Source organism: Pseudomonas sp. KB_12 (assembly GCF_052114545.1).
Classification (GTDB): Bacteria; Pseudomonadota; Gammaproteobacteria; order Pseudomonadales; family Pseudomonadaceae; genus Aquipseudomonas; species Aquipseudomonas brassicacearum.
The window spans coordinates 21,121-47,351 of sequence record NZ_JBFREY010000007.1; the positions used below are offsets into that span (position 1 = coordinate 21,121).

Annotated in this window: 20 protein-coding genes; 10 read left to right on the forward strand and 10 right to left on the reverse strand. The window is 63.5% G+C overall.

The genetic code is table 11. The features are described 5' to 3' along the window. Positions 1–148 precede the first annotated feature (148 nt). Positions 149–1,765, forward strand: a complete 1,617-nt coding sequence (gene pvdP, locus AB4Z20_RS06780) for a pyoverdine maturation tyrosinase PvdP (RefSeq protein ID WP_442089590.1) — start codon at positions 149–151, stop codon at positions 1,763–1,765. 424 nt (positions 1,766–2,189) lie between these two features. Here pvdP and AB4Z20_RS06785 read toward each other — a convergent pair whose 3' ends face one another. The 4 genes from AB4Z20_RS06785 to AB4Z20_RS06800 form a co-directional block, all read right to left on the reverse strand. Then, positions 2,190–2,429: a DUF6124 family protein gene (locus AB4Z20_RS06785; RefSeq protein ID WP_442089591.1), complete on the reverse strand. Its 240-nt coding sequence runs from the start codon at positions 2,427–2,429 to the stop codon at positions 2,190–2,192. A 401-nt stretch (positions 2,430–2,830) separates the two neighbouring features. After that, positions 2,831–4,225 carry an efflux transporter outer membrane subunit gene (locus AB4Z20_RS06790; protein ID WP_442089592.1) on the reverse strand — a complete coding sequence of 465 codons (1,395 nt, stop codon included), beginning with the start codon at positions 4,223–4,225 and terminating at the stop codon, positions 2,831–2,833. A 10-nt stretch (positions 4,226–4,235) separates the two neighbouring features. Beyond that, entirely contained in the window at positions 4,236–6,206 is a 1,971-nt protein-coding gene (locus tag AB4Z20_RS06795; RefSeq protein ID WP_442089593.1) for a MacB family efflux pump subunit, read from the reverse strand. After that, positions 6,207–7,355, reverse strand: coding sequence for an efflux RND transporter periplasmic adaptor subunit (locus AB4Z20_RS06800; protein ID WP_442089594.1), 1,149 nt, complete (start codon positions 7,353–7,355; stop codon positions 6,207–6,209). Positions 7,356–7,782: 427 nt separating this feature from the next. On the opposite strand from AB4Z20_RS06800, the gene AB4Z20_RS06805 reads away from it, so the two are divergent. The 8 genes from AB4Z20_RS06805 (at position 7,783) to AB4Z20_RS06840 (ending at position 18,124) form a co-directional block, all read left to right on the forward strand. Then, positions 7,783–8,265, forward strand: a complete 483-nt coding sequence (locus AB4Z20_RS06805) for a sigma-70 family RNA polymerase sigma factor (protein WP_309475791.1) — start codon at positions 7,783–7,785, stop codon at positions 8,263–8,265. Positions 8,266–8,410: 145 nt separating this feature from the next. Next, complete coding sequence (locus tag AB4Z20_RS06810; RefSeq protein WP_442089595.1) at positions 8,411–9,745, forward strand: lysine N(6)-hydroxylase/L-ornithine N(5)-oxygenase family protein; 1,335 nt, start codon at positions 8,411–8,413, stop codon at positions 9,743–9,745. Positions 9,746–10,056: 311 nt separating this feature from the next. Further along, positions 10,057–13,269 (forward strand): transporter substrate-binding domain-containing protein, encoded by a 3,213-nt coding sequence (locus AB4Z20_RS06815; protein ID WP_442089596.1) that lies wholly within the window; start codon positions 10,057–10,059, stop codon positions 13,267–13,269. A gap of 269 nt (positions 13,270–13,538) precedes the next feature. Next, entirely contained in the window at positions 13,539–13,973 is a 435-nt protein-coding gene (locus AB4Z20_RS06820) for a response regulator (RefSeq protein WP_442089597.1), read from the forward strand. A 114-nt stretch (positions 13,974–14,087) separates the two neighbouring features. Further along, on the forward strand, positions 14,088–14,702 hold the full coding sequence (locus AB4Z20_RS06825; protein WP_437180717.1) for a response regulator: 615 nt from the start codon (positions 14,088–14,090) through the stop codon (positions 14,700–14,702). Between the two features lie 222 nt (positions 14,703–14,924). After that, entirely contained in the window at positions 14,925–15,791 is an 867-nt protein-coding gene (locus tag AB4Z20_RS06830; protein WP_442089598.1) for a pirin family protein, read from the forward strand. Positions 15,792–15,926: 135 nt separating this feature from the next. Further along, positions 15,927–17,369, forward strand: a complete 1,443-nt coding sequence (locus AB4Z20_RS06835; protein WP_253476621.1) for a mechanosensitive ion channel family protein — start codon at positions 15,927–15,929, stop codon at positions 17,367–17,369. 314 nt (positions 17,370–17,683) lie between these two features. After that, positions 17,684–18,124 carry a carboxymuconolactone decarboxylase family protein gene (locus tag AB4Z20_RS06840; protein WP_003203930.1) on the forward strand — a complete coding sequence of 147 codons (441 nt, stop codon included), beginning with the start codon at positions 17,684–17,686 and terminating at the stop codon, positions 18,122–18,124. Positions 18,125–18,181: 57 nt separating this feature from the next. On the opposite strand, the gene AB4Z20_RS06845 is transcribed toward AB4Z20_RS06840, so the two are convergent. Then, positions 18,182–19,333: an MFS transporter gene (locus AB4Z20_RS06845; RefSeq protein WP_442089599.1), complete on the reverse strand. Its 1,152-nt coding sequence runs from the start codon at positions 19,331–19,333 to the stop codon at positions 18,182–18,184. 182 nt (positions 19,334–19,515) lie between these two features. On the opposite strand from AB4Z20_RS06845, the gene AB4Z20_RS06850 reads away from it, so the two are divergent. Next, on the forward strand, positions 19,516–20,508 hold the full coding sequence (locus AB4Z20_RS06850; protein ID WP_442089600.1) for a diaminopimelate epimerase: 993 nt from the start codon (positions 19,516–19,518) through the stop codon (positions 20,506–20,508). Between the two features lie 209 nt (positions 20,509–20,717). Here the strand turns inward: AB4Z20_RS06850 and codA are convergent, their stop codons facing one another. From codA to AB4Z20_RS06875, 5 genes are all read right to left on the reverse strand, one after another. Next, the gene (codA, locus tag AB4Z20_RS06855; RefSeq protein ID WP_214510490.1) at positions 20,718–21,965 is read right to left on the reverse strand and encodes a cytosine deaminase; all 1,248 of its coding nucleotides are present in this window, start codon (positions 21,963–21,965) and stop codon (positions 20,718–20,720) included. Positions 21,966–21,977: 12 nt separating this feature from the next. Next, on the reverse strand, positions 21,978–23,249 hold the full coding sequence (codB, locus tag AB4Z20_RS06860; protein WP_253476615.1) for a cytosine permease: 1,272 nt from the start codon (positions 23,247–23,249) through the stop codon (positions 21,978–21,980). Between the two features lie 278 nt (positions 23,250–23,527). Beyond that, on the reverse strand, positions 23,528–24,343 hold the full coding sequence (locus AB4Z20_RS06865) for an alpha/beta fold hydrolase (RefSeq protein WP_253476613.1): 816 nt from the start codon (positions 24,341–24,343) through the stop codon (positions 23,528–23,530). A 206-nt stretch (positions 24,344–24,549) separates the two neighbouring features. Then, complete coding sequence (queD, locus tag AB4Z20_RS06870; protein WP_003203918.1) at positions 24,550–24,906, reverse strand: 6-carboxytetrahydropterin synthase QueD; 357 nt, start codon at positions 24,904–24,906, stop codon at positions 24,550–24,552. An 82-nt stretch (positions 24,907–24,988) separates the two neighbouring features. Next, positions 24,989–26,068, reverse strand: a complete 1,080-nt coding sequence (locus AB4Z20_RS06875) for a patatin-like phospholipase family protein (protein ID WP_442089601.1) — start codon at positions 26,066–26,068, stop codon at positions 24,989–24,991. Positions 26,069–26,231 lie beyond the last annotated feature (163 nt).

The following is a 26,231-nucleotide window of genomic DNA, read 5'->3' on the forward strand; positions in this document are numbered from 1 at the left end:
CTCGCGATAGCGGCCTAAATGTACTCAGATCCATTGTGGGAGCGAGCCTGCTCGCGATGAGGCCCTCACAACTGCCTATAAATTTGTCAGCCCACCCATCGTTCTAGCTTGGATAAAGCCCGCTCCAGGGCTGGACACAGGTAAGGCAATGACGATTTCTCGACGATGGTTCATGGCAGGCCTGGCGCTGACCGGTGCCGCCGTGCCTGCGGTGTATTACGGGCATCGCGAACTGACCCGGCCGGACCCGACCATCACCCCCGGCGAGGCCTCGTTCGACGTGGCTGACGTAGCGGGCCAGCGCCGCGCCGATACGTTGCGGGGCATCTGGACGCTCCGTTTCACCGGCCGTGACGCCGGTCTCGAAGGCTTGCCGCGGGACGATTTGCAACTATTCCTCGATATCGGCCACAGGGGCCGTGGCCTGGTGGGCTACCTCGACACCGCCGAACGCTTGCGTGGCGCCGAAGAGCCGCGTTACCGAGTGTTAGGCGACCTGGCCGGCACCGACCCGAAGCAACTGAGCTGGCGGCTGATGAGTGCCCGACAGGACGCGCCCGACTATGAATGCATCATGACCCTGGACGAAGTCTGGGCCGGTTTCGGCAATGCCGGCAGCGCCACCCTTAGCGGTCGCGTGTTGCGCCTGGATCGTCCCTTGGCGCTGCCTGAACAGGACAATCATTTCATCGCCCTCAAGCAACGCTTCCCCGAAGCCCGGGAGCGCACGCCGCTGAGCCCGCCGTTGCTGGCCTGGCTGGTGTCGCCCGAGCATCGGCTGTTCCACCAGCTCTGGCATGCCACGCGGGACAAATGGCACACCCTGGACGAGGGCAAGCGCAATGCCCTGCGCGGCATCGGCTGGCAGCCCGGGCCTCGGGACCAGGAGCGTGATGCCCGCGGCCCGCGCAAGGATCGCAATGGCTCGGGCGTGGACTTTTTTTTCATGCACCGGCACATGCTCGGCACGGCCCGTTCGTTCCAGCCGCTGCCGTCGTGGCCGCGCTTTCCCTTGCCGCAACCGGAGCTGGAACGCGATCGCCTTGGGTTCGCCCGCTACCTCGATAACCACGATGGCACGGCCTTGCCGCCGACCTGGCTGGCCGATGACGACGCGCAGTACGCCCAGTGGGTCAGCGACATCAAGACCGCCGAGACCTACCACAGCAATTTCCAGGTTTGGGAATCGCGCTACCGCGACCCGCGCTACCTGTCGAAACTGACCCTGGGCCAATTCGGTTCGGAAGTGGAATTGGGCCTGCACGACTGGTTGCACATGCGCTGGGCCTCGGTGCCGCGTGACCCTTCCAACGGTCACCCGGTGCCGTTCGCCCGCGACCCAGACGACTTCGCCCAGCGCTGGTTCGCCGCGGAAAACGACTTCCTCGGTGATCCGTTTTCCTCCCACGTGAGCCCGGTGTTCTGGGCCTTCCACGGCTGGATCGATGACCGCCTCGAAGACTGGTTCCGTGCCCACGAACGTTTCCACCCGGGCGAAGTGAGCCGGCTCGACGTCAACGGCGTGCCTTGGTACGCCCCGGGCCGCTGGGTCGAAATCGCCGACCCCTGGCTGGGCCCGGACACCCACGGTTGCAGCACCACGCCGGGGCTGCAGGTTGGACGTTCGGTGGAGATGGACCCGGAAACCATGAAACTGGCCCTGCGCATCACCTTCGGCAGCGATGACAAAAAGCTCTCCGACCTGTTCCGCCGCGTGCCGCAGCGGCCGTGGTATGCGCGTAATCTAAAATCCAAACCGGTGTGAACCCTGGCCCGTACTGACCGAACCTGGGCTGTGTAAAAGACTGCTTTTGTGGCGAGGGAGCTTGCTCCCGCTGGGCTGCGAAGCAGCCCCAATGGCCAGCACCTCAGTGGGTCAGATATTACTGATCATTCCCACGCTCTGCGTGGGAATGCAGCCAGGGACGCTCCGCGTCCCAAAGGGCCGAACGCAGAGCGTCCGTAGAGGCATTCCCACGCGGAGCGTGGGAACGATCGAACCTGGGCTATATGGATGGCTGCTTTTGTGGCGAGGACGCTTGCTCCCGCTGGGCTGCACCCTGTAGGAGCTGCCGAAGGCTGCGATCTTTTGATCTTTCTCTTGGGACTCAAGCGTCAGGGGAAAGATCGCAGCCTCGTTGCACTCGTCAGCTCCTACGGGACGTAGCCCAGCACAATGACTCGGGCGCTTATCGCGGCGCGGCGATGTCCAGTGCGCGGTTCGCCAGCAGCTCACTCAGCTCGACCATCTGCTGGATCCCGAGGGCAAAACTCCGGCGTGCGCCTTCCAAATCAAAGACCAGTTCGTTGGCCATGGCATTGACCGAGGCGAGGGCGCGGTCGGCGGCTTCGTTGAGTTTTTTGGACTCGTCACCCTCGCTACCAAACGATTGGGTGGTGGCCGTACGCGGGTTGGTAGACCGGAGCACTAGGAACCCGGCGCGCCCGAAGACGCCCTGCGCACGGCCACCATGACACAGACGCGAGAGAGCATCTGTAGAAGGTGGCGCTTGCGCCTAGTTGACTCGCGGGCTACCAAACCCGATCGCTGAAATCAGCGACCTGGGAACAGTAAAAGCCACAAGCCAAGCGCACAAGCCGGCGGATTCTGGCGTAGTTGTAGGCAATGACGCAAGGCAACGTAGCCTCGCTCGGGACTCCTGCATGGCCGGATAAACAGAGCCAAAGCCGAACACCATTACTGATCGTTCCCACGCTCCGCGTGGGAACGCAGCCGGGGACGCTCGGCGTCCCAGAGAGCCGAACGCAGAGCGTCCGTAGAGGCATTCCCACGCGGAGCGTGGGAACGATCAAAAGATGAGCCTGGGGCCTACATCACCCGCCAACCCCCACCCAACGCCCTGTACAGCGCTACGCTCGCCTGCACCCGCGCCAATCGCAATTGCACGTTCATGTCCTGGGCGGCGAAGAGGGTGCGTTGGGTTTCCAGTACGGTGAGCAGGTCTTCGGCGCCGGCCTGGTAGCGGCGTTGGGCGAGGTCGAAGGCGGTCTGGGCCTGGTGCAGTTCTTCGCTTTGCCATTGCCGTTGGCGGTCCAGGCCGTTGATGCCGTTCAGGGCTTTCTCGACGTCGGCGAAGCCGTTGATGATGGCGGCGCGGTACAGCTCGAGTAGTTCCTCCTGGCGCGCGGTGGCTCGGTCGCGTTCGGCGCTCAGGCGGCTGTTGTTGAAGATTGGCGCGGCCAAACCGGCGCTGAGGTTGTAGAAGTTGTTGCGCAGCAATTGGTCGGCGATGTCGGCGCCAGTGCCCAGGCTCAGGCCCAGGGTCACGCTGGGCAGCATGGCGGCGCGAGCGACGGTGATGTCGGCCTGGGCGGCGGCGAGGCGGGCTTCGGCGGCGGCGATGTCCGGGCGGCGGCTCAGCAATTGGCTGGGCACGCCAGCGTCGATGGCCGGCCAGTGCAGGCGGTCGAAACTGTCGTCGTCGAGTGTGACCGACTGCACCGGTTGCCCCAGCAGCGTCGCCAGGGTGATCAACGCTTCCCGGGCTTGTTGCTGCACCTGAGGCAAGCGGCGTTGCTGGGCCGCCACCAGGCTTTTTTGCTGGGACAGTTCCAGGGCTGTGGCACTGCCGGCGTCGTAGCGGGTCTGCACCAGGTCGAGCACGCGTTGGGCATTGCCCAGGTTCTGTTCGGCGATGCGCTGTTGCTCGCGCAGGGACAAGGCCTGGGTGTAGCTGTTGGCGACGCCGCTGAGCAGGGTCAACTCCACCGTCGCGCGGTCGAACTGGCTGGCCGACAACGTCTTCAGCGCACTGTCCCGGGCCGCCCGTTTGCCGCCCCAGAAATCCAGCTCATAAGTGGCACTGAGGTTGGCGTCGTAGTAATCGATGGTGCGGTTGTTCCGATCCACATCCAGCTGGTTGTAGCCCTTGCCCCGTAGCAATTCCTGGCGATTGCCGTTGAGCCCGGCCGTGACCGCTGGCAGCAATGGCGCGCCGGCGATCACGGCGCTGGCCTCGGCCTGGCGCACCCGGGCCATGGCGGCGGCCAGGTCGTGGCTGTCCAGGCGCGCTTGCTCGATCAAGCGGTTCAATTGCGGGCTGCCAAAGTGTGTCCACCACTGCTGGTTATCCGCCCGGGCGCTGGGTGTATCGAGGTTCTGCCAGGCCGGTGGCGGTTGGAGGCCGCTGTCCGGGGCCGACGCAGGGGTGGCGCAGGCCGCCAGCAACAGGCTGGCGGCCAGGAGGGTCAGGTGGACTTTCATAGCGTGGGGTTCATTCACTGGTAAGGGCCGCGACCGGGTCGAGGCGGGCGGCCTTGCGGGCCGGCATGAAACCGAAGACAACGCCGGTGACCAGCGCGCAACCGAAGGCGCCGAACACCGCCAACCATTCGAAGGCCACGGCGATCTTGCCCAGCAGCAACGCGCCGCCCACCAGCAGGGCCAGGCCGATACCGGTGACCCCACCGACCACCGAGAGCATCACCGCTTCGGTCAGGAACTGGCGCAGGATGTCGCGCTGGCGGGCGCCGGTGGCCATGCGGATGCCGATCTCGCGGGTCCGTTCACGCACGGTCATGAGCATGATGTTCATCACGCCGATGCCGCCCACCAGCAGCGAAATCGCCGCGATGGCGCCGAGCATCAGCGACAGCGTGCCCTGGGTGCGTGCTTCGGCCTGGATCATCGCGGCGTTGTTGGTCAGTTCGAAATCCTGCTTGCCGTCGTGCAGGCGCAACAGCGTCCGCGAGACGGCTTGCTCGGCCTGCTTGACCTTGCCCGCGTCCTTGGCGGCAATCACCACGTACTCGGGATGACGCGTGCCGAACAGCCGCACGCTGGCGGCGGAGTAGGGCACCGCGACGCGGTTGTCGGCGTCTGAGTCCCCGGAGCTGGCGCCTTTTTCGGCCAGTACGCCGACCACTTGGAACGGTACGTTCTCGATCAGGATGTAGCGACCGATGGGGTCGGCGACATCCTTGAGCAGTTTCTGCCGGACCCTGTGGCCGATCACCGCCACCGCCGCCGCGCTGCGCTCGTCGGCCTCGCTGAAGTAGCTGCCCTGGGCCACCGGCCAATTGAAGATGATCGGGAAATTGGTGTCGTTGCCGCCGACGTAGCTGGTGTGGTCGAGGTTGCCGAAACGCACGCTGGCCTCGGCACCGTTGACCGGCATGATTCGCTGCACCTCGGGCAACGCGGCGAGGGCGGCCAGGTCGTATTCGCTGATAATGCCCTTGGTAGCGCGCGGTGTGGGCGCGATGCCGTTGAGGTAGATGATGTTCGAGCCGAAGGCGCCCATCTGGGCCATGACCTGGCGCTTGCTGCCTTCGCCCACGGCCAGCATGACCACTACCGAGGCCACGCCGATGACGATGCCCAGTAACGTCAGGGCGGTGCGAAAACGATTGATCCACATCACCCGCCACGCCGCCTGTACCGCGTCCACCAGCTCACCTTTCCAGGCGCCGTTGTGTTCGCTACCGGCACTCAGGCGCTGGCGCAGGTCCACGGCTTGCAGTGCCTTTGGATTGGCTTGCACGTCAGTTGGCAAAGAAGTGGCGCTGTCGCTGATGATCAGCCCGTCGCGGATCTCGATGATGCGCTTGGCCCGGGCCGCCACTTCGCGGTCGTGGGTGATCAGGATGACCACGTGGCCCTGGCTCGCCAGTTCGTCGAGCAAGGCCATGACCTCGATGCCGCTCTGGCTGTCGAGGGCGCCAGTGGGTTCGTCGGCGAGGATGATGTGGCCGCCGTTCATCAAGGCCCGGGCAATCGACACGCGTTGCTGCTGGCCGCCGGACAATTGATGGGGGCGGTTGCCGGTGCGGCTGGCCAGGCCCAGGCGCTCGAGCAGGGCGCTGGCCCGGGTATGGCGCTCGGCGGCCGAGGTGCCGGCGTAGATGGCCGGCATCTCGACGTTTTCCTGGGCGGTGCCGGAGGGGATCAGGTGATAGCCCTGGAACACGAAGCCGAACGCTTCGCGCCGCAGCCAGGCCAGCTCATCACTGCCCAGGCCGGCGACGTCTTCGCCGGCGAAACGGTACTCGCCGCTGGTGGGGCGGTCGAGGCAGCCGAGGATGTTCATCAAGGTCGATTTGCCGGAGCCGGACGCGCCGACAATCGCCAGGAATTCCCCGGCGTGAATGGCCAAGTCGATGCCGCGCAGCACCTCCACCCGAGGACTGTCGCCACCGCCGTAGGCCTTGCGAATGTCCCGCAGTTCGATCAGGGGCGTGTTCATTCAGCCTCCGCTGCCGGTGGCCGGGCCGATCAGCACCCGGTCGCCTTCGCTCAGGCCGTCGACAATCTCGGTACGCAGTCGATCGCTGACGCCAGTGCGAACGGTGCGTGGCTGGACATCGCCATTGTCGGCCAGCACCCGTACCTGGCCGGCGTCCTGCAAGGCGGCGATGGGCACGGTCAGCACGTCCTTGGCTTGGGCGGCGACGAAAAACACCTGGGCGGTCATGTCGGTCATCAGCGTGCGGTCGGCGTTGTCGACGTCGAGCAACACGGTGTAGAGCACCACCCGCTCGCTGCCGCTGCGACCGCCCGTGGGGCTGCCGCCCTGGCTGGCTTCCAGCGGGCGTGGCGGCACCGGGAGGATCTGGCGAACGGTGCTGCTCCAGCGTCGGCTGCCGCCAGCCAAGGTGGTGAAGTAAGCGCTCATGCCCGGTTTGACGTGGCCAATGTCGGCTTCCGAGACTTCGGCCCAGACGGTCATCGGCGACAGGCGCGCGATGCGCAGGATCAATGGGGTTTGCTGCTGGGCGTTGAGGGTCTGGCCTTCCCGGGCACCGACGGCGACCACGGTGCCGCTCATCGGCGCATAGATGCGCGTATAGCCCAGCTCGGCCTCGTCGCTGCGCAGGCTGGCCTGGGCCTGGCGGATCTGGGCCTGGAACATGTCGATGCGCGCCTGGGTCGCCCGCACTTCGGCCTGGGCAGTCTGCACGTCTTCCTCGCGGGTGGCACCGCCGGCCTTGAGCTGTTGCTGGCGGCGGGATTTCTGCTGCGCCAAGTCATGTTGGGCGCGCTGTTCCTGGAGCTGGGCCTTGAGGTTCTCGATTGAAAAACGCCCGGCGTCGAGCCGGGCTTTTTGCGTGGACGGGTCGATTTCCACCAGCAACTGGCCTTCGCGCACCTCGTCGCCGGCTTCCACATGAATCTTCTGGATCTGCCCGGACGCCTGGGCGCCGACGTCGACATAACGCCGCGGTTGCAGGGTGCCCAGGGCGGTGACGCTGTTTTCGATATCGCCACGGGTGACGGGCGCGGTGACCAGGGGCGCACGGCTTGGCGCCACCGCTTGCCACGCGGCGAAGGCCACGGCCGGAAGCAGGGCGAAGGTGAGAAGCCAGGCGCGTCGGGTAGGGCGGGGACGTTTCATGCAGGGTTCCGGCCGGTGATATCGGACCCGTCCGAGGAAGGGCAGGGACGGGAGGCTGTTCTGGTAAACGAGCGTTCCGGGCGGGAATTTACTGCTGTGAAACACTTACTGTAGGAGCTGCCGAGCGAAGCGAGGCTGCGATCTTTTGATCTTTCGCTTTGAACTCAATTGGCAGCGGAAAGATCGCAGCCTCGCTTCGCTCGACAGCTCCTACAGAGTCCAGCGGGAGCAAGCTCCCTCGCCACAAAAGCGGCCCTGGCACCCCATTTATCTGAACGAATCAGTCCTGATACAAACCAAAGCTTTAAATCTATATGAGAATTACTATAAATTACGCGATCGAATCTGCCACTATCGTGCCATTGCCTGTCCCGGGCATGCCGAGTGGGCACAGGGATAGCGGTCGCAGCCATTGCGCACGGGAGTCATGTTGGAAAACTACTATCGCGAGCTGGTGTGTTTCCTGAACGCCAGGCTAGGCAACCGCCAGGCGGCCGAGGATGTGGTGCATGACGCCTATGTGCGGGTGCTGGAGCGTGCCAGCGACGTCCCCATCGAGCAACCGCGGGCGTTTCTCTACCGCACGGCGCTGAACCTGGTGATCGACGGGCATCGGCGCAATACCCTGCGCCAGGTCGAATCCCTGGAGGTGCTGGACAGCGAAGAGCGCTTCTTCACCCCGTCGCCCCATTCCAGCCTCGACCATGGCCAGCGCCTGGATATGCTCCAGCGCGCCCTGGCCGAGCTGCCACCGCTGTGCCGCGAGAGCTTCCTGCTGCGCAAGCTCGAAGGCTTGTCCCACCCGCAAATCGCCGAGCGCCTGGGCATTTCCCGGGCGCTGGTGGAAAAACACATCGTCAACGCCATGAAGCACTGCCGCGTTCGCGTGCGGCAGTGGGACGCGCATTAATCTGCCCACGCCGGTCGCCTCGCGGTAAATTTTTTTTCATTGTCCTCGTTCCTCTCAACACACGACTTGTTGGCCCCTTAAACGCTGGGCAGGTCACCCCAGGCTTTTTGCGCCCTGTTGAGGGCTTTTCCAGAGGACACTGGACATGACACAGGCAATTGCATCGCCCATCGTTCACGACTTGATCGGCATCGGTTTCGGCCCCTCGAACCTGGCGCTGGCCATCGCGCTGCAGGAGCGCGGGCCGGTCCAGGGCGAGCTGGATGTGCTGTTCCTCGACAAGCAGGCCGACTACCGCTGGCACGGCAACACCCTGGTGACCCAGAGCGAATTGCAGATTTCCTTCCTCAAGGACCTGGTGACCCTGCGCAACCCCACCAGCCCGTATTCGTTCGTCAATTACCTCAAGCACCACGGTCGCCTGGTGGATTTCATCAACCTAGGTACCTTCTACCCGTGCCGCATGGAGTACAACGACTACCTGCGCTGGGTGGCCGCACAGTTCGCTGAACAGAGTCGCTACGGTGAAGAAGTGCTGCGCATCGAGCCGGTGTTGCACAACCAGCAGGTCGAAGCGCTGCGGGTGATTTCCCGCGATGCCCAGGGCGAAGAGTTCGTCCGCACCACCCGTGCGCTGGTGGTCAGTGCCGGCGGTACGGCGCGCATCCCCGAGGCGTTCAAGGCCTTCAAGGATGACGCGCGGGTGTTCCACCATTCCCAGTACCTGGAACGCATGGCCGGCCAACCATGCGTGAAGGGCCAGCCGATGAACATCGCCATCATCGGCGGTGGGCAGAGCGCGGCGGAGGCCTTCATTGACCTCAACGACAGCTTCCCTTCGGTGCAGGTCGACATGATCCTGCGCGGCTCGGCCCTCAAGCCGGCGGACGACAGCCCATTCGTCAACGAAGTGTTCTCGCCGGAGTTCACCGACCTGGTGTTCCAGCAACCCCACAGCGAGCGCGAGCGCCTGGTCAACGAATACCACAACACCAACTATTCGGTGGTGGACATCGACCTGATCGAACGCATCTACGGGATTTTCTATCGCCAGAAAGTCTCTGGCATCGCCCGTCATGCGTTCCGCACCCTCACGACGGTGGAGAAGGCCACGGCCACCGCCGCCGGCGTGGAACTGGCGGTGCGCAACAACGCCACGGGCGAATTGACTGTGCGCCGCTATGACGCCGTGGTGCTGGCCACCGGTTACGAGCGGCAGATGCACCGCACCCTGCTGGAGCCGCTGGCGCAATACCTGGGGGATTTCGAGGTGGATCGCAACTACAAGCTGATCACCGACGAGCGCTGCAAGGCGGCGATCTACATGCAGGGCTTCTGCCAGGCCAGCCATGGCCTGAGCGACACCTTGCTGTCGATCCTGCCGGTGCGTGCCGATGAAATCGCCGGCTCGCTGTATGAACACGGGAACCATCGCGGGCAGGCGCGTCTGGTGCCTGATTTGCGGTTGGCCGCTGTGTAGGAGCTGTGTAGGAGCTGTCGAGCGAAGCGAGGCTGCGATCTTTCCCCAAACACTTGAGTCCCAAGTGAAAGATCAAAAGATCAAAAGATCGCAGCCTCGCTTCGCTCGACAGCTCCTACAAAACAACCGCAAGCCAGTCAGGAAATTCTTCAGAAATTTCCTACACTCACTTCACAGCCTCCTGCTGTTTGAAAGGCTTGGTTCGCTGTTCCCTCGTATTGGCAGTCTGAACCCCTCAGCCGGTCCACCCTGACTGAACGTGCAGTCGGTGTGCGCCGGGCCGACTACGCCAAGCGAAACACCCTGACCAGATGATTTTGCTTTTACGCACAGGCCTGGTGGCGCTGTTGCTGGGCTCATTGAGTGTGGTGCCACCGGTGGACGCGGCCCCCGAGGCGCTGCAGGTGCTCGGGCGCTCCAATGTGAGCGATTATTCGGTGTCCCTGGACGATGCCGACTGGACCTGGCTGCGCCAAAAGGGCACGTTGCAGCTGGGTGCCTCGGCGCCGGACTACGCGCCGTTCAGCATCACTGGCAATGGTCGCGACTATGAAGGCCTGACCGCCGACTATGCGCAATTGCTCGGGCAACTCCTGCACGTCAAGGTGCAGGTCCAGCGCTACCCATCCCGTGCCGAATCGCTCCAGGCCCTGCGCGGCGGCGAGATCGATATGCTCGGCACCGCCAACGGCTTCGAAGCCGCCGATCCGGACCTGGCGATGTCCCAGGCCTATGCCGATGACCTGCCCACCCTCGTGGCCCGCATCGACGACAGCCAGGACTTGCCCAGCGACCTGGCGGGCAAGCGCGTGGCGATGCTGTATCACTACTTGCCGCCGGAGACGGTCGAGGCGTTTTATCCCGAGGCTTCCTTGCAGCTGTTCCCCTCGACCTTGAGCGCCATCGGCGCCGTGGCGTTTGGTCAGGCCGACGTTTATCTGGGGGATTCGATCAGTTCCAACTACCTGATCAGCAAGAATTACCTGAACAATATTCAACTGGCCGATTTCTCGCGCATGGAAGTGCAGCCGTTCGCCTTCGCGGTCAGCCGCGACAACGCGCGCCTGTTGCGCATTATCAACGCCGCGCTGCAAGCCATTCCCGCCAGCGAACACATGAGCATCCTGAGGCGCTGGAGTGCCGGCGGCGCGAGCATGCCGGGTCAGCAGGCGCTGCACTTCAGCGTCAAGGAGCAGCGCTGGCTGGATGCCCACCCACGGATCAAGGTCGCCGCCAACGAAAACTTCCTGCCGCTGACGTTCTTCGATGAACAAGGCCATTTGCGCGGCATCGGCGCCGATGTCCTGGCGAGGATCAGCTTGCGCACCGGTTTGAAATTCGATGTGCAGCGTGGCGGTTCGGTTGACGATTTGATCGGGCAGATCAAGAGCGGCAAGGCCGATGTCCTGGCGACCGCCATACCCAGTACCGAACTTGAAGACGAGTTGCGCTTTACCCGACCGTACCTGACGAATCCGTTCGTGCTGGTGGTGCCCGCTCGGGCCAAGGGCCCGCTAACCCTGGACCAGATGGCCGGCAAGCGCCTGGCGCTGGTGCGCGGCAACGTGTTGCGCGAGTTCCTGCTGGAGCAGTTCCCCCGCGTGCAGTTGGTGACGGCACAAAACACCGCCGACGCCATGGCCATGGTCGCCGCCGGCACGGCGGACGCTGCGGTCAATCCGCTGATCAGTGCCCGCTACATGATCTCCCGCCAGTACCGCGACAAGCTGCAGGTCACCAGTACCGTCGGCACCTTGCCCGCGCGCGTTGCGTTGGCAACGAACCGGGGCGCATTGGAGCTCTACTCGATTCTCGACAAGGCGCTGTTGAGCATTTCTCCCGAAGAGATGGACGAGTTGACCAACCGCTGGCGCAGCGAGGTGGTGATCGACGACAGTTACTGGCTGCGCAACCGCACCACGATTCTCCAGGGGTTCACCGTCGCTGCGCTGCTGTTGCTGGTGGCCTTGGGCTGGGTCATTTACTTGCGGCGCCTGCTGGAGCAATTGCGCGTCGCCAAGGAAAGCGCCGACGACGCCAACCGGGCCAAGACCACCTTCGTGGCGACCATGAGCCATGAGATCCGCACACCGATGAACGCGGTGATCGGCCTGCTGGAACTGGCCCTGAAAAAAGCCGACCAAGGCATCGTGGACCGGTTCGCCATCGAGGTCGCGTCGGGGGCCGCCCATGGCATGCTGGACTTGATCGGCGACATCCTCGACATCGCCCGCATCGAGTCGGGCAAGCTGTCGCTGGTACCGCAACGGGCCAATCTGCGCGAATTGACCGAGTCGGTGGCGCGGATTTTCGAGGGCCTGGCCCGGCAGAAACACCTGCGCCTGCAACGGGCAGTGGACGCCGAGGTCAATCGTGACGTGTTGATCGACCCGTTGCGCTTCAAGCAGATCGTCTCGAACCTGTTGAGCAACGCCATCAAGTTCACCGACCAGGGCGAGGTGCGCCTGAGTGTGCGCGGCGAGCCGGACATTGAACACGAACGCCTGGGCCTTTGCCTGCGAGTCGAGGACACCGGCTGCGGGATTTCGCCTGAGGACCAGCGCCGCCTGTTCAGCCCCTTTACCCAGGCCAGCCACACGACCCAGTCGGCGCGCAGCGGTTCCGGGCTGGGGCTGGTCATCAGCCGCACCTTGTGCGAAATGATGGGCGGCACCCTGACGTTGCGCAGCGTGGCGGGGGCGGGCACGCAGGTCGAGATCCTGCTGGACCTGCCCCTGCTCGATGCCTTGCCGACCGCGCCACCTGTCGAGGCCGAGGCGCTGGTACCAGGCCGGGCGCTGAGTATCCTGGTGGTCGATGACTACCCGGCCAATCGCTTGCTGCTGTCCAAGCAACTGGGCTACCTGGGCCATCGTGTCCAGGAGGCACAGAACGGTGTCGAAGGTCTGCACGCCTGGCGCAACGAACACTTCGATGTGGTCATCACCGACTGCAACATGCCCTTGATGAGCGGCTACGAACTCGCGCGGGCCATTCGCGACGAAGAGCGTGCGCAAAACCTGTCGCCCGGGGTGATCCTGGGGTTCACGGCCAACGCCCAGCCTGAGGAAAAGGACCGCTGTGCCGAGGCCGGGATGGACGATTGCCTGTTCAAACCCCTCAGCCTTCGGGAGCTTAACGCGTGCCTGGCTTCGGTCACGCCGGACGTGGGGGCGCCTCAGCCCGACGATGAAATCGACTTGACTAGCCTGGAACAACTGACCGGCGGCGACACGACCGCCATCAGGGCACTGCTGGAGGAACTGGTCAGCAGCAATGCCGACGATCAAGCGCGACTGTTGCACCTGTCCAGTCGACAAGACTTGCCGGGCCTGGCGGACCTGGCGCACCGGATCAAGGGTGGGGCGCGGATCGTCCAGGCGCAACGCCTGATCGCCGCCTGCGAGGCGCTGGAAAGCGCTTGTCGGGGCGGCGATACGTTGCTGCTCGCCCAAGCCGTGGAAGATATTCGCCAAGCCATCGAGCACCTGGCGGAACAACTGAAGACCTACATGGAGGAGTAGGAGCTGTAGGAGCTGACGAGTGCAACGAGGCTGCGATCTTTCCCCAGACACTTGAGTCCCAAGCGAAAGATCAAAGATCAAAAGATCGCAGGCTTCGCCAGCTCCTACAAAAGCGTCGAGCGTAGGGTGAATTCCCTCGTCGCAGGGGCTTCGTCTGGCTTCATTTTAGGAATAATCCTACATCGTCTTTCAAACGCTTCCTCTAGCCTGACGGCCCTTAATGTTCTGAGCCGGTTTCTACCTGGCGCGTTGCTATTGGAAAGCTTGCCATGCCGAACAAAGCACTCCGTATCCTGATTGCCGACCCACACCATGCTTATCGAATCGTGCTGGAGCGCCTGTTCAACCAACAGGGCTATTTCCGGATTGTCCCCGTGAGCCATGTGCAAGAGTTGCTGACGCTGGTGGAGTACGGCAGCGAGCCGTTCGACCTGATCGTCGTCAATGCCGGGCTGCCAAGCGGGGCGTTGGACTTGCACGATTTTGTTATCTATAACCCACAGGTTCGTCACGGGATGATTTACAACGCGCAACCGGCCAGCCTGTCGCCGGTGCCGGTCGCGCGCCGATCGAGCATGCACCTGAGCCAGGCACCACTGCCTGACCTTGCCTCCCTGCGGTGCCTGATGGAGCGGGTCGACCCTCAAGCCAGTGAGTCGCTGCAACCGTGGACGCGTGCCCTCAGGCAGGGCCATGGACGCTGAGGAAGACCGCTGGTCTGCACTGTCGGATCTGACAGGTGGCAGGGCCTGGCGCTTGTGCGAGAGTCCGGCGCAGTCATGGCGCCGGTGCCGTTTGTAATGACCTGGGGAGTTGCCTTGAAAGACGTGTTGATCGTGGATGACCACCCTGTCATACGAGGGGCGCTGCGGCTTATTTGCCAGAATGAGGCGTTCACCCACATCCGGGACGCCAGCGGCGCGGCCGATGCCAGGGCCCTCATCAAGGCGTGCGTGCCAGACCTGGTGATCCTCGACCTGGTGATGAACGGTTTCGATGGCCTGGACCTGCTGGTCTGGATCATGGCCCAGTTCCCTGAGTGCAGCGTGCTGGTGTTCACTTCCCAGGATGCGCAGCACTTCTGCAACCGCTGCATCTCGGCCGGGGCCCGGGGTTTTGTGACCAAGAAAAGCGATCTCAAGGAACTGACCAAGGCCATCCAGGCCTTGAAGTCCGGTTATGCCTATTTTCCACAGATGTCCGTCAGGCTGGATTTTCAGCAGCGCAGCGAACAGCAGGCGCTGGAAAGCCTCTCTACCCGTGAGCTGTCCATCCTGCGCATGCTGGCCATGGGCATGCGCGGCAAGGACATCGCCGAAAGCCTGTTCCTGAGCCCAAAAACCGTCAGCACCTACAAGACTCGCCTGTTGGAAAAGCTTGGCCTGCAATCCTTGGTGGGGCTGTCGGAGTTTGCCAAGCGCAATCACCTTTGAATGACACCAGAACCTGTGGGAGCGAGCTTGCTCGCGATAGCGGTCTGCCCGTCGATGCATCTTCGGCTGATACAGCGCTATCGCGAGCAAGCTCGCTCCCACAGGTTTTTCAGTCGTTCTCTAAATAGAACGCTAAAGCCGATTTTTGCAGTCTAGTGCTGCAAAGGTGTCGGTTCTAAGCTGTGTCCATTGAATCGCAGTACCTGATTTTGGAGACACAGCATGAAAAACATCATCGGCCTCTACACCAGCCCACGGCCCCATTGGGTTGGCGATGGCTTCCAGGTTCGCACGCTGTTTTCCTATGACAACCTGGGCAAGCACGTCAGCCCGTTCCTGCTGCTGGACCACGCCGCCCCGACTGAATTCACGCCCACCACCGAGCGTCGTGGTGTCGGCCAGCACCCGCATCGCGGTTTCGAAACCGTGACAATCGTCTACCAGGGCGAACTGGAGCACCGTGACTCCAGCGGCAGCGGCGGCAAGATCGGTCCCGGCGACGTGCAATGGATGACCGCCGCGTCCGGCATCATCCACGAAGAGTTCCACTCCGAAGCCTTCGCCCGGCAGGGTGGGTTCATGGAGATGGTCCAGTTGTGGGTCAACCTGCCCGCCAAGGACAAGATGGCCCCGGCCGGCTACCAGACGATCCTCAAGGGCGACATTCCGAACATCGCCCTGAAGGACAACGCCGGCAGCCTGCGCCTGATCGCCGGGCGCTTCGAAGGGCATCAAGGCCCCGCCAGGACCTTCACGCCTATCGATGTCTGGGACATTCGCTTGAATGCCGGGAAAAACCTCATTCTTGACCTGCACGAAGGTCACAACACCGCCTTGGTGGTGCTGCGAGGCTCGGTCCAGGCCAATGGCCGCGAGCGCGTCGAGGCCGGGCAGATGGCCCTGTTCGACCGGGCCGGCGACCAATTGAGCCTGCAAGCCAATAACGATGCCGTGGTGCTGTTGCTCAGTGGCGAGCCGATCGACGAACCCATCGTCGGCCATGGTCCGTTCGTGATGAACAGCGAGCAGGAAATCCACCAGGCCTTCAACGATTTCCACTCGGGGCGTTTTGGCCGGATGGACGATTGAGGCGAAACAACAGCCACGCTGAACCCATTGTGGGAGCGAGCAAGCTCGCTCCCACAATGGGGATCTGCATGGGGATCTCTACAGAGTATTCATTCTGTGCCAATCTTCGCCAATCGCCTTCCTGGAGCTGTCCCGATGCTGTCTCTGATCTCCGAGCACCCGCTGCTCTGTTCCCTGGCGCTGCTGGTGCTCGACCTGTTGATGTGGCGCCTGGTCAGTGCGGATCGGATCTATTGGAAAGTCGGCGCAAGGCTGGTGATTTTTTCGCTGTTCAGCGTGCTGCTGTTCAACGAAGGCCTCAACCCCATGGAGCCGGCGCAGTGGGTTGACGATGTGCCGCGGCACCTGGCCGCGACCGGCCTGCAGATCGCCTGGTGGCTGTTCGCCGCGCGAACCCTGACGGTGCTGATCGGTGCGGCGATGATGCAACGGGTCGGCCATACCGGGCGGTTGCTGCAGGATTTGCTCGGCGCGGTGATTTTCCTGATCGCCGTCATCGCGGCAATGGCCTACGTGCTGGATTTGCCGGTCAAAGGCGTGTTGGCGACGTCCGGCGCGATGGCGATCATCGTCGGCTTGGCCTTGCAGAGCACCCTCAGCGACGTGTTCTCCGGGATCGTGCTCAACACCACCAAGCCTTATCAGCTCGATGACTGGATTTCCATCGACGGCACCGAAGGCCGGGTCACTGACATCGACTGGCGGGCCACGCGCTTGCAGACCGCCCAGGGCAGCATGGCGGTGATCCCCAACTCGCTGGCGGCAAAGGCCAAGGTCATCAACTTCAGTCGACCCAGCGACGTCCATGGCTTGTCCATCAGTATCCAGGTCAGCCCTCATGCGCGGCCACAAACCGTGATCGACGCGCTGGAGCGGGCGATGATCGGCTGTCGTTCCCTGCTCGCCAGCCCGCCCCCCTGCGTGACGCTCAAAAGCAGCGGCAGTGGCGGCGCGGAGTACGAGATCAGCGGGTTCGTTGCCTCCATGGCCCAGAAACGCACGGTGCGCAACCAGCTGTTCGACCTGGCGTTCCGGCATTTGCAGGCGTCGGGCGTGAGCCTGTTGTCCACCAGTGAAAGCGCGGTGCCGCAGGAGGTGTCGCGACCCCGGGCCCTGCTGGAAAGCTCGAACATTTTCTCTACCTTGCGCCAGGACGAGAAAGACACCTTCAGCCAGAACATGACCCTGCAGACCTTCCGTGCGGGTGATGTGATCCTGGCGGCCGGGGAGGTCAGCGATCATCTGTTCATCATCGAGTCCGGGGTGGTCAGCGTGAGCCTCATGCGCAACGGCCAGCCACTCGAGGGCGGGCGCATGGGGCCGGGGGAGGTGATCGGCGAAGCCGGGATCGTCGCCGAACAGGCAGCGCTGGCGAACTTTAACGCCAAGACCTTCTGCACCCTGTACCGCATCGAGAACAGCTACCTCAAGCCGTGCCTCGAGGCCCGTCGCGACATCAACGACGCGATGAAAAACCTGCTGGACGTGCGCATGCACCTGGCCCAGAACCTGACCCGCGAAGCCCCCAAGCCGATCGTCAAGAAGCGTTTTTTGCAGTGGTTGCGCAGCCGGGCCTGACTGAAGTGCTCATGGCCCTGTGGCGAGGGAGCTTGCTCCCGCTGGGTCGTAGGAGCTGTCGAGTGCAACGAGGCTGCGATCTTTCCCCAGTCACTTGAGTCCCGAGCGAAAGATCAAAAGATCGCAGCCTTCGGCAGCTCCTACAGCGCAGCCGAGCGGGAGCAAGCTCCCTCGCCACAGAGAAGCCTCTCTCCCTTTGATAGGTTGTTCCCACCGCCTGCCATTGGCCACCCGAACTTCCCAACAATTGGCTATTTGTACCGCGCCACCGCACGGCTAACGTAGCGCTACACCCAATTGTCCTGGAGTTCACCATGCAACCGCGTATCGATTTCTACACCGCTTCCCCCGACGCTTTCAAAGCCATGCTGGCCCTGGAAACCGCCGTCTCGAAGCTGGGCCTGGAGAAGTCCCTGCTGGAGCTGGTCAAGCTGCGCTCCTCGCAAATCAATGGCTGTGCTTTCTGCATCGACATGCACACCGCCGATGCCCGCAAGGACGGCGAGACCGAACGTCGCCTGTACGCCGTGACCGCTTGGCGCGAAGCACCGTTCTTCACCGGCCGTGAGCGCGCGGCCCTGGCCTGGACCGAAGCCCTGACCCGCCTGAGCGACACCCACGCGCCGGACGCCGACTATGCCTTGCTGAGCGAGCATTTCAGCCCCAAGGAAATGGTCGACCTGACCGTGGCGATCAACGCCATCAATGGCTGGAACCGCTTGGCAGTGGGCTTTCGCAAGATGCCTGAAGCGTAATCAGAAGAAAAAATACCTGTGGGGGCAAGCCTTGCTCCCACAAGGTCTGTAGAGAACTCAGACCTTCAACACCTTCCCACTGGCCGCCACCGCCACCAGCGATAGCGCAATCAGCCCAAAGGCAATGCTCAAGCTGCTGCCATGGGCGACGAAGCCGATCAGCGCCGGGCCGGCAAGGATGCCGGCATAGCCGATGGTGGTGATGGCCGGCACAGCGATGGCCTCTGGCATCAAGGTCTGTTTGCCGACCGCGGTGTACAGCACCGGCACGATGTTCGAACACCCGGCGCCCACCAACGCATAGCCCAGTAGCGCGGCTTGCCACATCGGTGCGAGGGTCGCCAGCAGGAACCCGGTTGCCGCGATCGATCCGCCATAGATGATCACGCGTTTGGCCCCCAGGCGATGCACCACTGAATCGCCGGTCAGCCGGCCGACGGTCATGGTCAGCGCGAAAGCGGCATAACCCAACCCGGCATAGGCGGTATCCACTGCGCGTTCGGTGGTCAGGAACACGGCGCTCCAGTCCAGCACCGCGCCTTCGGCCAGGAACACGATAAAACACAGGATGCCGATAAACAGCACCACGCCGTGGGGAATGGCGAACGCCGGTCCCGAGCTCTCACTGCCGTAGGGCAGCAGGTGCGGCGCAGCCTTGAACAACGCCACCAGCAGCACCCCATTGACCACCAGCGTCGCCCCCAGCGGCGAAAGCCCCAGGCCAAGCAGGGCACTTACACCCGCCGCGCCAATAATCCCGCCGAGGCTGAACATGCCATGGAAACCCGACATCATGGTCTTGCCGCTGGCCCGCTCGACGATCACCGCTTGCAGGTTCACGGTCGAGTCCACGGTGCCGAGCCCGGCGCCAAACAGGAACAAGGCGGCCACCAGCCAGGGCAGGGAGGTCATTGTCGCCAGCAACGGCAACGCCAGGCAGATCAGAATCGTGCCGCCGCTGAGCACCCGTCGGCAGCCGAACCGCGCCGCCAGCGCACCGGAAATCGGCATCGCCAGGATCGACCCGACCCCCAGGCACAACAGCAGCAACCCGAGGGTGCCTTCATCCAGGTTCGCCCGCACCTTGGCGTACGGCACCAGCGGCGCCCAGGCGGCGATGCCGATGCCGGCGATGAGATAGGCGATGCGGGTGGACATCTGTTCCAGGCGTCCGGGGATAAAGGTGGGCGGGGGCGTAATGGCAGTCATGAAACGTCCTTGGCTGTCGTGCGGTGTGGTGCGGCGGGCAGGGGCCTATGCTTGCACATCCACTGACCGCACCGCGAGCCCAAGGTGCCGACGCGAATATCCGGGTCGCCAGCAGGCTTTGCTCCCCCAGCCTTTGCCGGCATAAAGTACTGCCCCTTGCTGGCTGATACCGGGTTTGGTCCATGACGCAGTTTTATGACGCACGCGGCAATATCTATGGAGTCGTTTCACCTCGACAGGTCCGTGACCAGGGCATTGATCTGCCACCGTCGGCTGCCGAGGCTGCACGCACACGCGAATCCTGGACAAAGGCTGCCGTGCAGGCCTTCTGCAGTCGGGCTCCGGGCGAAGCGCCGCCGGACGCCAAGGCCCATCGCAGTGACGGTCTGTTGATCGGCCCGTTCCAGAGCGAACCGCCTTTTGATCTGTTGATCGTCAACACCGACGGCACCCTGGCCGAGCGCAGCGGCAACGGCCTGACGATTTTCTCCCAGGCGTTGCAAGCGCAAGGCTTGATGCCGAGCGCGGGTGAGTGTGTGCTGCAGGTTCATCACGATAAACCCGACGGCTTGTCACCGCTGCACACCTCGGTTCGTGCCGCTGAATTCGACGGTGTCCAAGGCTTCTGGCTGGACCTGGGCAAACCGCTGTTCGGGCCCCAGGCTGTTGGCGCCCAGGAGGTCGAGAGCGTGCTGTTCAACCAGTGCGATGTCAGCCGTGTGGCGGCGCTTTACCGGTTGAACCCGGCGTGGGGCCACAGCCAGTTTGTGAGCCTCGGCAATCCTCATTGCGTGACGCTGGTGGCGGGTGTCGAGGCGTTGCCGGGCAATTCGCAGATGCGTGTGGCGGCGCTCTCGCAAAGCCTGACCCAAATTGCTTATGCGGCGCCTGGTGGGGCCGGTGTTCCGTGCCCGAGGGGTGTGAATCTGCAATGGGCTTGGCGCGAAGCCGAAGGGCGAATCGCGGCCCGGGTGTTTGAGCGGGGCGAGGGGCCCACGGCTTCCTCGGGCACCAGCGCCAGTGCCGTGGCCAGTGCCGCATGGCGGGTGGGTTGGGTGCAGGCGGGGGCGGTGAGTGTGGTGATGCCGGGGGGGACTGCGCCGATTTTGCTGGAAGAAGAGGCGGGTGAGTTGGTGCGGGTCAGGTTGTTTGGGACGGCGCGGTCTGTGCCGTAGAGCTTTCTGGAAGTTTTGCGGTGTGGCTGATGCCGCTATCGCGAGCGAGCTCGCTCCCACAGGGGGGCTTCAGTGGATAGAAATGGTGTATCCGACACAGATCCATTGTGGGAGCGAGCTTGCTCGCGATAGCGGCGGGTCAGTCACATCCATATCAACGGGTAGACCGCCATCGCGAGCGAGCTCGCTCCCACAAGGGGTTGTGGGAATCAGCCTGGCTGCTGCGCAAATTCCACCACCGGCATCTGGCGCTTCATCAGCACTTCACCGTTGCGAATCGAATAGAGTGGCAAGCCCTGGCTACGGATCACTTCGTAGTCACTGTCCGCCGACAGGATCAGCAGGTTCGCCGGGCGCCCGGGTTCCAGGCCGTAGCGCTCGCCCAGGGCCATGGCCTTGGCGCTGTTGTCGGTGACCAGGTCCAGGGCGCTTTGCAGGTTGCGGTAGCCGAGCATGTGGCAGATGTGCAGGCCGGCTTCGAGGACCCGCAAGATGTTGCCGTTGCCCAGCGGGTACCACGGGTCGACGATGGAGTCCTGGCCGAAGCACACATTCATCCCGGCCTCGAGCAGTTCATTGACCCGGGTGACACCGCGGCGTTTGGGGAAGTTATCGAAGCGCCCTTGCAGGTGAATGCTTTCGGTTGGGCAAGAGACAAAGCTGATGCCTGAGTGCCCGAGCAGGCGGAACAGCTTGGCGCAGTAGGCGTTGTCGTAGGAGCCCATGGCCGTGGTGTGGCTGGCCGTGACCCGCGCGCCCATGTCGCGGCTGCGGGCTTCTTCGGCGAGCACTTCGAGGAAACGTGAGTGCGGGTCATCGGTTTCGTCGCAATGCACATCTACCAGGCAGCCGGTGCGTTCGGCCAGGTCCATGAGGAATTTCACCGAGCTGACACCCTGGTCGCGGGTGTACTCGAAGTGGGGAATGCCGCCCACCACGTCGGCGCCCATGCGGATCGCTTCTTCCATCAGCTCGCGGCCGTTGCGATAGGACTCGATGCCCTCCTGGGGAAACGCGACGATTTGCATGTCGATCAGGTGACGGCTTTCCTCGCGAACCTCCAGCAGCGCCTTGAGCGCCGTAAGCTGGGGGTCGGTCACGTCGACGTGGGTGCGCACATGCTGGATGCCATGGGCGGCGAGGGCCTGGATGGTTTTCTTGGCGCGGGTCTTGGTGTCTTCTTCGGTGATGGTGGCCTTGCGTTCGCCCCAGCACTCAATGCCTTCGAACAGTGTGCCGCTCATGTTCCAGCGCGGCTCGCCCGCAGTGAGGGTCGCGTCCAGGTGAATGTGCGGTTCGACGAAGGGCGGGACCACCAGGTTGCCGCCGGCATCGAGGTCTTCCGGGCCGAGGCTGGGGGCCTCGGTCTGGCGGGCGATGTTGGCGATCAGGCCGTTTTCCAGGTGCAGTTCATGCAAGCCTTCACGGTTACGCAGACGGGCGTTGATGATGTGCATCAAGCGAATCCTTTAGAGGTCTTGTAGGGGCGCATCAGCGGTGCGAGTACCCATTACGCTGATCAATAGCACATACGTTAGCGCGCCGGCAGCGATTCCTACCAGTGGCGCGATCCATGGCGAATTGAACGCCGCGACGGTGCCAACCCCATAGGCCAACAGCCCGGGCCAGTTGAACGCCGGCAGTTGCGCCTCGGCCAGGCGCGGGTAACGACCACGCCAGCGGAAGAAGAAATCGGCCATGATCACCCCGCCGATGGGTGGGATCACCGTGCCCAGCAGGATCAGGTACGGCACCAGCAAATCGTACATGCCCAGCAGCGCCAGCAGCGTGCCGATCACCGCGCCGCCCAGGGTCACGGTTTTGCGCCGGCGGGTGCGCAGCAGGTTGCAACCTGCCACGGCGAAATTGTAGATGGTGTTGTCCTGGGTGCTCCAGATGTTGAGCAGCAACATGGCCATCGCCGCCATGGCGAAGCCCTGCAGCAGCAACACTTCGACCACGTCCGGTTGTTGATAGACGATGGCTCCGTAGGCGCCGATCAGCACCATCAGGCCGTTACCCAGGAAGAAGCCGATCAGGCTCGCCAGCACCGCGACCTTCGCCGAGCGGGAAAACCGCGTCCAGTTGGTCGCCTGGGTCGCGCCGCTGACGAAGGTGCCGAACACCAACGTGATGGCAGTGGACCAGTCGAGACTGCCCGTCGGCACCACCGCCAACAAGCCCTCGAGACCGCCGACCTTCACCGTCGCGACCCACATCGACAACATCAGCAGCAACATCATGGCCGGCACGGCGAGGTACGAGAGGATTTCCAGCCCGCGATAACCAACATAGGCCGTGGCACAGAACCCCAGGCCGAACAGCACCATCAATCCCAGCACGGTGCCTTCGCTCAATTGGAAATACTTGCCCAGCACCACCGCGGCGGTCGCTGTGCCCCAGGCGTACCAGCCGATCTGGGTGAACCCCAGGATCAAGTCGCTGAGCTTGCTGCCCACCTCGCCGAAACAGAAGCGGCCCATCAGCACCGAATTGAGCCCGCTCTTGAAGGCGATGTAGCCCAGGCCGGCGGCGTAGAGACCCAGCAGCAGATTGCCGATGACGATGACCGTGAGCATTTCGGCAAAACCGAACGCTACCCCCAGCTTGCCGCCGGCAAACATGGTGGCGGTGAAAAAGGTGAAACCCAGCAGCACCATGGCCGTGGAGGCCAGGCCCTTGCGAGCGTGCATCGGGACTTCGCTCAAGGGGTAGTCATTGCCCGGATCGTTCTGAGTCATGTGGCGGTCCTTGCGGATGAGGGGTATATCGCAAGCGTGCAGCGGCCGTGCCAAGCGAGTGATCGCGAGGTTATTTATAGACAATCCTGGGGATCGGGTGGGCGAAGGGATCGAAAGCGGTGCGGCGGTGATTCAAGTTGGAACACAGTTCTCACTGCCTATCCGGTTTCCCTGTGGGAGCGAGCTTGCTCGCGATAGCGGTAGATCAGTTGACGGCGATGTGGCTGACCTGACGCTATCGCGAGCAAGCTCGCTCCCACAATGGAATGCAGGGTTCTTCATGCCAGGAACCGCAATACCGCCGCCACGACGGCCTCCGGCGCGTCTTCCTGGACCAGGTGCCCGGCGTTCGGAACAGGGTGGAACTGTGCACCTGGAATCAGCTGGTGCAGGGCCCGCCCGCGCTCGATGGGGATCCACTGGTCATCCTCGCCCCACAGTATCTGCGTCGGGCAGCGCACGGTCGGGTACAAGCCCTCGGCTTCGCGGGTATAACGCTCGTCCATCTGCGCAATCTGCCGGTAGAACGCCGCCTGGCCGGGCTCGCCAAGCCACGGCTGCACGTAGGGCGCCAGTTCGGCGTCCGGGATGTCCCGTTTGATCGCACCGCGGATATAGGTCGGCACGATCGCCCGCTGGATGTAGTCGGGCAGGCCGCTGAACGCCGCTTCATGCTGGCGTACATGCTGGACAAAGGGTGAACCCCAGGGCGACAGGGCCACCGGGTCGATCAGGGTCAGGCTGCGGTAGTCCTTGCCATTGAGCAGGTGCGTGCGCAGGGCCGTGGCGCCGCCAAAGTCATGGGCCACCACATCCGGGCAGTCCAGGCCCCAGTGCTCCAGCAGTTGCGCGAGTAGCTGGTTTTGCACGCCCAGGGACACATCGGCATCCGGTTGCGCGGACTGGCCATACCCCAGCAGGTCGAAGTAATGCACCGTGTGGGTGGCGAAGAACAGCGGGGCGATGCGGTGCCACACGTAGGAAGAGAAGGGAGTGCCGTGGACAAACACCAGCGGCGGGCCGTCGCCGTGGATGGCGTAGCGGATGGGGTGTCCGTTGAAGTCGTATGTGTGATCCAGCGGCCAGTGGGTCATGCTCGATACTCCCCTGAAAATGGCTCAGGGGGTAGAGCATAGGCCAATGCTGACGGGACAGGGAAACCCCAATGGTGGCGCCAGATTTTGTGGGAGCAAGGCTTGCCCGCGATACAGGCGCCTCGGTTCCGAAGAGACCGTGCAATCTTTATCGCGAGCAAGCTTTGCTCCCACAGGTGGGACCCTACAGGCGGATCCCACAGGTTTTATTCGCCGTGGTAGATGCAACCGCTGGTGCAGGTCTCATGGATGCGGATGGCGCTGAGTTCCGGCAGCAATGGCTTCAATTCATTCCAGATCCACTTGGCCAACACTTCGCTGGTGGGGTTTTCCAGGCCAGGAATGTCGTTGAGGTAGTTGTGGTCCAGGCGCTCGTAGAGCGGCTTGAAGATCGCCTTGATTTCCGAGAAGTCGCGAATCCAGCCGGTGTGCGGGTCGATGTCGCCGCTCAGGTGAATCGCCACCTTGAACGAGTGGCCGTGAAGGCGGCCGCACTTGTGGCCGTCCGGCACGTGGGGCAGGCGGTGGGCGGATTCGAAGGTAAACTCTTTGAAAATTTCCACAGGTTCGGGCTCTTTAGATATCGGTCGCGAGGCAGGCGGCGCAGTTTATCAGTTTGATAACGGCGTTGCGCGACCGTGCTGACTAAAGGGTCAGCAAACGCTCGCCCAACCCGCCGTTGGCCGCCAGTTCCAGGAACTCATCACCGAGCCGGCGGCTCTCGTCCATCGCCGTGCGCCAGTACTGGCGGCGGCTCGGGTCATCGCCCATGAAACGCTTGAAGTCGTTGCGGTCTGGCAGTTTGCCGTAGGGCAGGCGCGCCAGGTATTCACGCGACGGCGCCAGCAACAGCACGTCTTGCAGGCGGTCGACGTTGCCCCGGCGCCACGGCAGGCCCTTGTCGAACCAGCCGGGAATGACCCGGTCGGTGAAGTGCGGATAGAGCACGATGTCTTCGCCGCTGTACGGCAGGTCGAGGTGGTAGTCCAGCAGACCGCCGTCGCGGTAGGTGCCAGCCCCGGCACCCGGCAGGTCGCGCACGCCTTCCATGACCATCGGGATCGAGCCCGAGGCCAGCAGGGCCTGGCGCAGGTTGCCGGCCGCCAGCGGAACGAAGCGTGACGGAAAGTCATTCAACGGATGCAGGGGCGGGGCCAGGCGCGGGTCATGAATGATCAGCCGTTCGAAATGCCGCGACAGCCGTGCGCGGCTTCGCAGGTTGTCGGCGATCACCGACGACAAGCCCAGGCCCAGTCGGCCGCGATGATCCTGGGCCAGCAGGCCGTGGCTCTTGACCACCATGATGTTGAGCCGGTATCGCGGGTTATCGAGGATCGAAGCGTCGCGGCCGTCGAGCAAATCATCGAGCATGCGTTGCGAGCTCTGGCTGACCCCGGCCATGGTCACGCCTTTGGCAAAGCTTTGTTCGTTGTACAGCGTGCCCAGGCGCCGGATTCCCTCGGCGGCATTCGGCAGGCAGGCGCTGGCGAAGCGCCAGGCACCCACCGAGGCCCCGATCAGCGAGCGCTCCCGGGGCTCGGCGGGCAGCCATTCGCCGAACAGCGCCAGGTCCAGCCCCTGGATGCCCAGGGCCTTGGGACCACCGGCAGCGCCCGGCAGGATGCCGACGTCGGCAGCGTTCAAGCCGGCCTGGCGAATCCGCCCGAACGCACGGGGGCCGGCCTTGAGGGTGAGGGCGGGAAACTTGATGTGGATGGCGGTCATACCGGTCTCGAATACGGGTAAGCGGCTGATTATAACGACACAAAACCCTGTGGGAGCGAGCTCGCTCGCGATAGCGTCAGTTCTGTCACATCGATATCAACGGATAGACCGCCATCGCGAGCAAGCTCGCTCCCACATTGATGTGGGTTCCATGATGGCCATT